The sequence below is a fragment of the Pedobacter psychrodurus genome, from assembly GCF_032678585.1.
Classification (GTDB): domain Bacteria; phylum Bacteroidota; class Bacteroidia; order Sphingobacteriales; family Sphingobacteriaceae; genus Pedobacter; species Pedobacter psychrodurus_A.
In genome coordinates this window covers 1-11,339 of sequence record NZ_JAVTSN010000028.1, presented here as the reverse complement: position 1 = coordinate 11,339, position 11,339 = coordinate 1, and the positions used below count along the sequence as shown (strand labels likewise).

The 11,339-nt window shown below is 41.0% G+C and carries 6 protein-coding genes; 5 read left to right on the top strand and 1 reads right to left on the bottom strand.

Annotated features, from left to right (window positions below; genetic code table 11):
• The first annotated feature begins 10 nt into the window (after nt 1–10).
• The gene (locus R2S57_RS18050) at nt 11–1,567 is read left to right on the top strand and encodes a RagB/SusD family nutrient uptake outer membrane protein (protein ID WP_316846349.1); all 1,557 of its coding nucleotides are present in this window, start codon (nt 11–13) and stop codon (nt 1,565–1,567) included.
• Between the two features lie 713 nt (nt 1,568–2,280).
• Here the strand turns inward: R2S57_RS18050 and R2S57_RS18045 are convergent.
• The gene (locus R2S57_RS18045) at nt 2,281–3,264 is read right to left on the bottom strand and encodes an aldo/keto reductase (RefSeq protein ID WP_316846348.1); all 984 of its coding nucleotides are present in this window, start codon (nt 3,262–3,264) and stop codon (nt 2,281–2,283) included.
• 599 nt (nt 3,265–3,863) lie between these two features.
• On the opposite strand from R2S57_RS18045, the gene R2S57_RS18040 reads away from it, so the two are divergent.
• The 4 genes from R2S57_RS18040 to R2S57_RS18025 all read left to right on the top strand — a co-directional run bounded on the left by R2S57_RS18040 (nt 3,864) and on the right by R2S57_RS18025 (nt 11,289).
• Nucleotides 3,864–7,010, top strand: a complete 3,147-nt coding sequence (locus R2S57_RS18040) for a SusC/RagA family TonB-linked outer membrane protein (protein ID WP_316846347.1) — start codon at nt 3,864–3,866, stop codon at nt 7,008–7,010.
• Nucleotides 7,011–7,022: 12 nt separating this feature from the next.
• Entirely contained in the window at nt 7,023–8,903 is a 1,881-nt protein-coding gene (locus R2S57_RS18035) for a RagB/SusD family nutrient uptake outer membrane protein (protein ID WP_316846346.1), read from the top strand.
• A 221-nt stretch (nt 8,904–9,124) separates the two neighbouring features.
• Nucleotides 9,125–10,147, top strand: a complete 1,023-nt coding sequence (locus tag R2S57_RS18030) for a LacI family DNA-binding transcriptional regulator (protein ID WP_316846345.1) — start codon at nt 9,125–9,127, stop codon at nt 10,145–10,147.
• Nucleotides 10,148–10,425: 278 nt separating this feature from the next.
• Nucleotides 10,426–11,289, top strand: a complete 864-nt coding sequence (locus R2S57_RS18025) for a polysaccharide lyase (RefSeq protein WP_316846344.1) — start codon at nt 10,426–10,428, stop codon at nt 11,287–11,289.
• Nucleotides 11,290–11,339 lie beyond the last annotated feature (50 nt).

The window sequence follows — 11,339 nt, the reverse complement described above, 5'->3', positions numbered from 1 at the left end:
GGATATTAAAATGAAAATAAATATAAAAAATATCGCTGCCCTGTTATTGCTGGGTGGTGCTATCATCGGGAATTCGGGATGTAAGAAGTTTTTGGATGAAACAGATCCCACCAATCTTGCGCCCAACAGCTTTTATACCTTACCAGAGCATGCCGAAGCAGGTATTGCTGCAGTATATTCAGAAATCAGGTTTATCGGAAACGGTGCCGGAATTTTTTCAAACAACTTTCAGATGTTTGATGCGCCAACCGGAATACAATCTACCGAGACTGCACAGAACTCTGATTTAAACAATTTGTATTCACTTATTTATGATGGAACAAATCTTCATGTCAACCAAAACTGGAATGGTTTTTACAAGGTAATTGCCCAAACCAACCTGGTATTGGATAAGGTTCCGGGCATTAATCCGATGGATGCCGCACAGAAAAAGAGAATTTTGGGCGAAGCTTCTTTTATCAGGGCATGGGCCTATTTTTATCTGGTGCGTTTATGGGGTGATGTACCTTTGATCACCAAGCCGGTTACAAGCCCGAACGATCCTAATTTTTCACCTTCGCGTACACCTCAGGAGCAGGTTTATAAACAGATTGTTGATGATCTGGTTTTAGCTGAAGCTGCAGGATTGCCTTATATGGACGCGAGTGGACGTGTTTCTACCGCCGCCATTAAATCAGAACTGGCTAAAGTTTATTTAACCATGGCTGGACAACCTTTAAACAAAGGCGCTGCATATTACAGATTGGCTGCAGATAAAGCCAAAGAGGTAATCGATTACTCAACTGGAAATCCAACAACACTTGGTTTATTCCCAACTTATGGTGCCATACATGATGCGAAAAATGACAATAAAACGGAGCATTTATTCGGAATCCAATACAATGATGCTGCAGGTGCAGGCAATCCGTTACAATCTTCTTACCTGCCATTACACCAGCCCCTGGTTTCTAAAATTGATGGAATTGGAACTTCTATCCCTACAGCAAGTTTTTATGCTTCATATGAAGCTGGAGATTTGAGAGCTAAAAATAGAGATGGTTATTTCTTTACTGATTATTATACCGATGGTTTTAAAATGCCTTTGATTAACCGGGGTAAACCTTATATTTTTAAACACTTCGATGTGATTGCAAATGGAACTTTGGGGGTAGAAGGTACCAGTAGAAGTGACCTGAATATTCCACAGATCCGTTATGCCGAAACTTTATTAATTTATGCTGAAGCACAGAACAGGGCAGATGGAAGTCCAAATGTTGCTGCTTATGCAGCAGTAAATGCAGTAAGGAAAAGGGCAGTATTGGGTGATCTTTCGGGCTTGAACCAAACACAGTTTGAAGAGGCAGTATGGAGAGAGCGTTGGCACGAACTATGTTACGAGGGCGTTACCTGGTTTGATATGGTGCGTTTGCGTAAAGTATACAATGAAACCACTAATGGTTTTGATAATTTTGTTGGCCATATCAATAAAAGCGTAAACCAACCCTTACAAAACAAACATTTATTGTTCCCGATTCCTACTCCAGAAATCAAGAACAATCCTAATTTGACCCCAAATCCGGGTTATTAATAATTATGTTAATGGTTGGTGGCTCACCAATCATAAAGATGTTTTATCCAAAAGCGGATGTCTGATCTATTCAGGCACCCGCTTTGTTTTAATGTCATTTTTTAAGGTTGGTGTTATTGAACTGTAATTGTCCATAAACCCGACAGCAGCGGGCATCCCCGATTATTTTCAATCGGGATAAAGCGTATGGCGGGAGTACCGCACCAATGGAAACCTGTCCGTTCATTTCCTAAACCTATTTATCGTATAGCGTTGATGGGAAATGGGTGGTTCCGTATTTTTGGCATTTTCTGCCCGCTTTCCCTCCTGCTAATCTGAAGTAAATTGGCATCCGTTGCAATCCCTTAGGTTTATTTACTTAAACCAATGCACAAAACTTAAACTTTTCATGTGCCACAATCGTCCTCGCTTGTTAGAAAGTGATTCCTCTGGAATAACGATGATGGCAGAAAAAGGCGATTTTATCGCTCCTTAATTTTTCCTATTCGTGCATTACAAATGCATGTCTCATTAAATCCCCGTTGCAAACGAAGACTATTCAGATTGGCGTGAGCGGTATATCGTGGCACGAACAATCATTATAAACCCGATAGCAGTGGATGCCGATTCTTCATCGGCTGAAACGAATAGCGGGACAGCTGCATCCTATGGAATACTGCCAATCATTTCCAAAGCATAAAAAAGCCGCAAACCTCATTGACCATTAATAAATACTACAATTTGCCCAACTCTCCATTAATAAGTGCAAGTTCTTCCTTACTGATCTCTAAATCCATTGCTGCCGCGTTTGAGATGGCCTGCTCTGCATTTCTTGCGCCCGCAAGCACTACGGTGATGCCTTTCTGTAAAGTTGTCCAACGTAAAACCAGCTGCGCCACACTTACATTTTTGGCTTCCGCTATAGGCGTAATATTTTTCAAAAATGTTTTCACGGCTTCAAGATTAAACTGACTGAAATATCCGTTACGGTGATCATCTGTCTTCAATTTTTCATTATTGAAATACTTACCCGATAATAGTCCTCTTTCCATCGGACTGTAGGCAATAATTCCGATATTTTTTTCCAACGCATATGGGATAAGCTCTTTTTCTATACTTCTGTTGAGCATGCTGAAAGATACCTGATTGGATGCCGGTTGGTATACTGCAGCAGCTTTCTCCATCAGTGGAATATCCGCGTTCGAAAGTCCGGCAGCCAGGATTTTTCCATCCTTAATCAGTTGCGTTACGGCTTCCATGGCCTCATCTATTGCCGTTGTTGGATCCGGCCAATGCTGCTGTAAAAGATCGATGTAATCGGTTCCAAGTCGTTTAAGGCTTTCTTCCACTTCTTTAATAATTGATGCTTTGGTAGAATAACGGTAAATGGGAACATTTTTTCCATCAAGTGCTGCATCAAAGAAATGTTCCCCTGCGCCCTTATTGCTGCCATCCCAAACCAGACCAAATTTGGTGAGCAACTGTATTTTGGTCCTGTCGTATCCTTTAATGGCCTCGCCAATAATTTCTTCGCTTAAACCAAAACCGTAAAATGGTGCGGTATCGATCGTTGTTATTCCTTTTTCTATTGACGCTTTAACTGCTTCGACCGAATCCTTTTTTTCATTTCCACCCCACATGTTACCACCTATGGCAAAGGCTCCATATGAAATTGCTGATAATCTGAGGTCTGTATTTCCTAATTTTCTATAATCCATGATATCGTATTGTTTTTCGTGAGGCAAAATTTCACAAATAGCTGCTATTATCAAAATAAGTTAAATTGGGTATTTGTATCAGGAAAATGATAGTATGATGAGCTGTTCATGGAAGGGAAAGATTTTTCGCTGTGCTATCGGATGACGATACTTTGAGGCGATTTACCACCATTCTCTCCTTTCATTCATATGGACGTTTATACAATAGGTTATCCTTCAGGATAACATTAACCAGAGGGGTATTCATGTTAAAACACCTAAATCCTGAAATTAATTACATCGTTGTAAATCCACTCCAAAGCACATTTTTGGCTTATTCCGATTATAATTTTTTACATCTCGGACCGATGGTTTTTATATTAGATAAAATAAGTCTAACCAAAGCATCCCATGTTCGAATCTAAACCCAAGTATCCCTGCACTGGTATTATTCATTTTTTTTCTGGCTGATACCTCCATTTGCTCCGTTCCCCTTTTATCCTTATTCTTTCTGCCATAGCACCTTATTAAGGTGTGATGTTGTATTGCAGGAGAGCATTCGGTTGATCTTTAACTGATAAGGCACATTTAAACAGTAATCATTAACTAAACTATAATTTATGAGTAGAATTTACAACAAACGAGGAGTATTGTTATGCCTCAAGCACATCTGTGAGAGGAAAGCAAAGATTATAGCGGTTTCGCTCCTGGCCTTTTTGGGGAGTTTTAACGCTTTTGCCCAAACTACCATTGTGGGCACCATTAAAGACAATAAAGGTATAACCCTTCCTGGAGTAAGCGTAAGAGTAAAAAACACGCAGATAGGAACCTTAACAGATGCAGCTGGTAAATACAGCATCAAAACAACAGAAGTCAATCAGGTTTTGGTATTCACCTTTATCGGTTTTACCACTCAAGAAGTTGCGTTAAACGGCCGTACAACCATCAATATTGCCATGGAAGATGGCTCGCAAGGGCTTAACGATGTGGTGGTAATTGGTTATGGTACTGCGCAGAAAAAGGACGTAACAGGAGCTGTTTCCAGCATAAAGGCTACCCAGCTGGAAAACGAAAATCCAAATAGTGTTACCGATATCCTCCGTGGTAATATCCCTGGTTTAACCGTGGGTTTTAACAACAGTGCCAAAGGTGGTGGAGATCTTCTGGTACGGGGTAAAACAACACTTACCGGTACTACCACACCGCTAATTGTATTGGATGGAGTTATTTTTATTGGCCAATTGTCTGATATTAATCCAAACGATATCGAATCGGTAGATGTATTAAAAGATGCCAGCTCGCTTGCCGTTTATGGGGCAAAAGCTGCAACAGGCGTAGTAGCCATTACCACGAAAAAGGGAAAAAGTGGTGCACCAACCATTACCGTAAATACCAACTTCGGGATGGCTACATTGGCACAGGATCAGCCTGTATACGATGGTCCGGGGTTTTTAAACTGGCGTGCCGATGTGCAACGTAGCGGAGGTGTTAATCCGCCATATATTTATAACGATCCGAACAATTTGCCCGAGGGCGTAACCCTTACCCAATGGTTAAACGGGCAAACCACCGCCAACCCTACCGATCTTTGGTTGAGTCGTTTAGGTTTATTGGCCAACGAGAAAGCCAATTACCTCAATGGAAAAACAACAGACTGGTACGATAAACTTTTTGTTACCGGACAGCGTCAGGACCATACCTTAAGCCTTAGCGGAAAAAAAGAAGAGGTTTCTTATTACATGTCGTTAGGCTATCTTAAAAACGAAAGTATTATTGCAGGTGGCGGTTTCAGTACTTTCCGTACCCGCTTGAACCTCGAAGGTAAAGCCGCTAAGTTTTTAACCTTGGGCATGAACCTTCAGTTTGCCGACCGTGATGAAGGTGCAATTGAAGCGCAGTTTTCACAATTGCCAGATTTATCTCCTTATGGCGATTTTTACAATGCAGATGGTTCTTTACGGAGAATCCCGACAGATGATAATGGGCTTAATGCCCGTAACCCCTTCCTCGATCAAACTTATAATTCTAGGTTACAAAAACAAAGTACCCTATTCGGCAGCATTTACGCCAAAGTACAATTGCCGTTCGGTATTACCTATCAGGCCAATTTTAGTCCGGGTTTAGATCAGTACCGCACTTTTAACCACCTGTCTTCAAAAAATCCAAATGTGACCACTCCGGGTGGTTCAGCAACAAGAGCCCAGGAAACCAGGTATAACTGGCAGCTGGACAACCTTTTGAAATGGAACAAAACCTTTGCTACTGATCATAATGTAGATGTAACCTTATTGGTAAACGGCGAAAAATATTCTACCTGGTACACGCTTGCCGGTAATGAAGGTTTTGCACCAACAGATATATTGGGTTACCACAACATACAAAGTGGTAATAAACCAACCGTAAGCAGCGATGATAAAGTGTACACTGGTGACGCGTTATTGGCGAGGGTAAATTATTCGTATAAAGGCCGGTATGCGGTAACGGGTTCAATCCGTAGAGATGGATACTCTGCCTTTGGAGCGGCCAAAAAACGCGCTAATTTCCCGGCAGCGGCAGTAGCCTGGACAGTAAGTGAAGAAAGCTTTTTGAAATCTGCTAAATGGATCGACTTTTTAAAGCTGCGTTTGTCATACGGTATCAACGGAAACAGGGAGATACGTGATAATAACAACGTCATCGATCCTTATGTATCCATACAAACTTTAGACGGCGGTAAATACCAGTCGGTTAATGGTAGTGGAACCCCTGGTGAAGTAAATACTGTGGTAAATAACTCACGGTTGGGGAACCCGAACCTCGAATGGGAAAAGACCAAATCTTTAAACCTTGGTTTAGACTTTGGGTTTTTGAACAACCGCATCAGTGGATCGTTTGAACTTTATGATAAGAAAACATCAGATCTATTGATTGGCCAAACCTTACCCAACGTTTCGGGATATGTAAATGTAATTGCCAATTTGGGCCGTGTAAATAATAAGGGTTTTGAGTTTAGTATCAACAGCAAAAATTTTACCGGTGGAAACATCACCTGGAGTACTACAGCAAACTTTTCGCTTAACCGGAATAAAATTATAGCCCTGGCAACACCGAATGATGATCCTGGAAATGGATGGTTTATCGGTAAAGACATCGACGTGATCTGGGAGTATAAAATTTTAGGGGTATGGCAGGAAAACGAAATGACAGAAGCGAAAAAATATGGAAAGGCCGGAATTAAACCTGGCGATTTCAAATTATTGGATGTAGATGGCAATTATGTGTATAATGATTCGGATAAACAGTTTATTGGCTACAGAAGTCCACGGTTCAATTGGTCGTTACGCAACGATTTTAATATTTACAAAAACTTCGATTTCTCTTTTCAGCTGATCTCTAGCTGGGGCCAGCTCAGAACGGATAACCAGACTAAAAACCAGCCTGGAAGCGTGGGTTTTGGCCGTTCGAGCTCTTATGTAGTACCCTATTGGACACCAGATAATCCGATTAATGATTATGCGCGCTTAAACTCTGGCTTAAGTGGCGTAAGCTTTAATGCTTACCGTAAAAGTTCGTTCATTAGGTTAAATACCGTTGCCCTTGCGTATAGCCTGCCAAAAGATTTTCTGGGCAAATTGAGGATACAGAGTGCAAAAATATATGCCAATGTGAGCAATTTCGGAGTGTATGCACCAAACTGGAACCAATGGGATCCACAAACTGCAGACAGTAATGGAAATCCTGTACCCACACCAAGAGTTTACACTTTCGGACTGAATGTTACCCTTTAAAAAATGACGAAAATGAATATCACATATAAAAAAATAATTCCATTTGTGGCTTTGGCCATTCTGTTATCGGCAAATGGATGTAAGAAATCAGACCTCGATTCAGATTTATTATCGAAGTTGGAACCTCAAACCGCTTTAACAAGTGTAGCGGCTATGAAAGCTGCCATTGCCGGCATTGGCGCCAATGTAAGAAAAGAATTTACCGGCGATATGGCACCCATTGTTACCGAATCTATATTTTCGGAAGTGGCTGTTGATGGAACAACCGATAAAAGCACCCAGGCACAGGATATGGATACGCGGGTAACACCAGATGCCAACCTCGATAATCCCGATTTTAACAGGATCGGATTTTATTGGACCGAAGGTTTTAGAGGTGTGCGTATGGCAAATACGGTGATTACCTATATCGATAATGTAACCTTTAAAGATGAAGCCGAAAGAAATGCCATTCTTAGTGCTGCCTATTTTTACCGCGCCTATTATTATTATCGTTTGGTACATCAGTTTGGCGATGTACCTTTAAATTTAAAGGATATTACCGCACCAAAACTGGATTATTATTCGACTAAACGAGAAGTGATCTTGAAAAAAATGCAGGAAGATCTTTTGTTTGCCGAAAAATGGTTAAAGGATAATGTAGACCGTGGAGATGTGACCAAAGGCGCCTGCAGCCATTTATTGACCAAGGTTAACCTTGCACTCGGCGATTTTGATGCAGCCATTACCTCTGCCAATAATGTAATTAACAGTGGTACCTATAGCTTGATGCGCAACCGTTTTGGCAGCACTGCCGGCGACGCCACCAAAAACGTGGTTTGGGATCTTCACCGAATGGACAATAAAGCAATTGCAGCTAACCGTGAGGCACTGTTTTTAACCATCGATAGAGAAACTTTGCAAGGCGCTACCGATCTGGGATCGCAGGTAATGCGTAACTGCGTGCCAGCCTGGCATTTTGCCAATTTAAAAACACCATCCGGTACCACGCAGGCGATCGTTGACGGGGTAAATGTGGAAATACCTTTAACTTTAATGTACGGTAGGGGAATTGGCCGTTACCGTGGTACAGCCTATAGTACCAAAAATATCTGGACAGATAATACCGATTACCGCCATGCACCGGGCATGTGGATGAACATGACCGACCTGGTATACAACAACCCGGCACTTAAAACGTCGACCAATCCAACCGAGAAAGCATTATATGGTAAACCACTGGTTGATATGACACCTGACAATGTAAATAACATGTTTTTAAATAAAGGTTTAGATACCATCCGCCATTTCTTTGGTTGGCCGCATTATAAAACATTTATCAATTCTACCAATGCATTTGCCGTTGATAAATATTGGACACCACCAAGAGGAACCAATACCGATTGGTATATCTTCCGTTTGGCCGAAACCTATTTGTTGAGGGCTGAAGCCTATTATTGGAAAGGTAATTTGGCTTTGGCTATGGCCGATTTAAATCAGGTACGTTCGAGGGCCAATGCAGCTTTGTTAACTGACGCCTCCGCAATTACCATCGGAACAATATTGGATGAACGGGCAAGAGAACTTTATTATGAGGAGCCACGTAAAACAGAATTGACCCGTATTGCCTATATTTTCGCACAAACGGGAAAAACGGCCTACAACGGTAAAACATATACAGTTGCAGCTTTTTCAGATAATAATTTCTTCTACGACCGGATTATTGAAAAAAATGATTTCTACAGAAATAAAGTGCCCACAATTTCGGGGGTGAATTTTAAAATTTCACCATATCATGTGCTTTGGCCAGTGCCTGCTGCTGCACAGCGGTTCAATACCGGAGGACATATTAACCAGAATAAAGGTTATACAGGATACGAAACCAATGTTCCGGCATTGGATAAGATACCATAGTTTATTTTTTGTTTAGAGGGTTAGGGCTTAGTTATACTTAATACTAACCCTCTAAATTTTTTAAAGAATCAGTGGTTAGCTTATTTGCTAAACGCTAATCCCTTAGCCTTTAAAAGGTTGCGAGATACTAAACGCTAACCCCTAAACCTCTAACCTTTAAAAAGCTTATGTGATATTAAACGCCAGCCGCTCACCATTGTAACGCTTAACATCCTTCACCTATGGAAAATAAACCTGTTACATTAAAATTGATCGCCAGAGAACTTAAACTATCTATATCTACTGTTTCCAAGTCGCTGAAAGATTACCCTCGGATTAAAGAGAGTACGAAACTTCGGGTAAAAGAACTGGCCGCAAGGTTAAATTTTACACCTGATATTTCTGCATTGCGGCTTAGAGACCGAAAATCCCGTATCATTGGCATCATCCTTCCCAATCTATCCGATCATTTTTTTACCCGAAGCATTTATGGGATGGAACAGTTGGCTACGGCTAACGGTTACAACATTATCATCAGCCAATCTCATGATAATTTTGCAATGGAAGTAAGCGCTGCCGCAACGCTTTTGGGCTCGAGGGTAGACGGATTAATTGTGGCCATTTCGAAACACACATCTGATTTTTCGCACCTCGATCAGTTCGAGAAAATCGGGATCCCAGTGGTTTATTATACCCGTAACCCAAGCTTTAACCTCAACTGCCATAAGGTTTTAGGAAATACCCATCAAGGATGTTATATGGCAACTGAATACCTCATTAATAGAGGGCATAAAAGAGTGGCCTATCTTGGTGGGCCAAAAATGGTGAATTTTAGTCACGACCGCTTTTCGGGATACATTAATGCGCTGAAGGATAACAACATCCCTTTTAACGCCGAACATGTAGCTTATACTGATTTTGATGATGAAAACACCCTTTTTGCAATTAAAAATCTCTTTAGCGACCCTGAAAATGGCCCAACCGCGCTAGTGGCCTTTAAAGAAAAATTACTTTTCGACACGATCAGATTCTTAAGGTCGATCCAACATCCTGACTATAAAAAACTCGAATGTATCGGTTTTGGTAACGATCCGATTATTAGTTATCTCAGTTCACCTCCTGTGGCATCAATCGAAGAAAACCCCGAATCGCTGGGTGAGCAGGCAGTTACTTTATTGGTTAAACTCATCAATGGTGATATTGATGCAAGAGATTATAAAAAGGTGATTGTGAATTGTAACCTAAAAATTCATGAGCCTTTATAAGGCACTGTTATATAGTGTTATACACTATGTTTTTAGTTGGTCAAGTCATCATTATTTCAATCGTTGTAACAACCAAAGAACCTTGTTTTTCTTTCTTTAAGACGGATGATGTAAGTTTTAATTTACATTTTTATGTAGGTTAGCATATCAGATCATCCTTAACAAAAGAGATTAAAAAACGGCTAACCAAAACCTGTAATGAACTATCAAGGATAGGGCTTTACTCATTAAAATCTAACCAAATTTAAATCTAAACTAAAATTAACATGAGTCAAAAAATGAATTCAACGCATTTTATTGCGTCTGTAGTGCTTGTACTTTCCCTAAGCTTTTATGGTTGCCAGAAAGACAAAACAGTAGTGCCAGTCCCCGAAAACATTGATGTTGTAGAGCAATCGAAGAACAATGCGACTACAGAGGCCATTCCAAGTAATATCAATACTGGTTTTACCCATGCCGATGGTGCTTATAGCTATGGCGAAGCCAGTGCCGATTTTGGTGGTGCAAACCTAACCGGGTGGAACGAAAGCCGGGCCTACATTTCTGGCAATTGGGCCAGGGCTACCCTTGCACCCAATTCTGTTTCTAATGGTTTAATTGCAGGGGCAGATATATCAGACGGTTCGGCCTATGAGGCCACCTTCAAAGTACGTTTCCACAGTCAGTTCGATTGGAGCAGGGGCGGAAAAGTTGGTTTTGGTTTCCTGATCGGAGAAGGAAATACAGGATGTGATATTGCCAGCGATGGTAATGGGGGTAGCTTGCGGTTAATGTGGTACAATACCGGTAGCCGCGTATTTTTTCAACCTTATGTTTACCATAGGGATATGGCTGGCCCTTGCGGTGATACCTTTGGTAAATCTTATCCTTCTTCTGGTAGTCTGGTTAAAGGAAATACCTACACCGTTCACTTGTATGTAAAAAGTAATACCGGATCAAATAAAAATGGGCAGGTACAGGTTATTATCAATGGAACAACTGTGTTAGATCAAGCGATCCGTTGGACGACCAATGATGCACAGCGTTTGATCAACAGATTATCTTTCCATAATTTTAGGGGTGGAAAAGATGTTGCAGTATGGGGCTCGAGCCAAACGAGCTACATTTATTTTGATGATCTAGTGGTGAATAAGATTCAGTAGTGACAGTGTATTAGAAGTTACAGAATCTTGATGCAGAGTCGTCATTTCGA

Bases quoted from the DNA above. Each gene is read 5' to 3' on its own strand.
- R2S57_RS18050 (WP_316846349.1), top strand. From the start codon at position 11: ATGAAAATAAATATAAAAAATATCGCTGCCCTGTTATTGCTGGGTGGT.
- R2S57_RS18045 (WP_316846348.1), bottom strand. From the start codon at position 3,264: ATGGATTATAGAAAATTAGGAAATACAGACCTCAGATTATCAGCAATT.
- R2S57_RS18040 (WP_316846347.1), top strand. From the start codon at position 3,864: ATGAGTAGAATTTACAACAAACGAGGAGTATTGTTATGCCTCAAGCAC.
- R2S57_RS18035 (WP_316846346.1), top strand. From the start codon at position 7,023: ATGAATATCACATATAAAAAAATAATTCCATTTGTGGCTTTGGCCATT.
- R2S57_RS18030 (WP_316846345.1), top strand. From the start codon at position 9,125: ATGGAAAATAAACCTGTTACATTAAAATTGATCGCCAGAGAACTTAAA.
- R2S57_RS18025 (WP_316846344.1), top strand. From the start codon at position 10,426: ATGAATTCAACGCATTTTATTGCGTCTGTAGTGCTTGTACTTTCCCTA.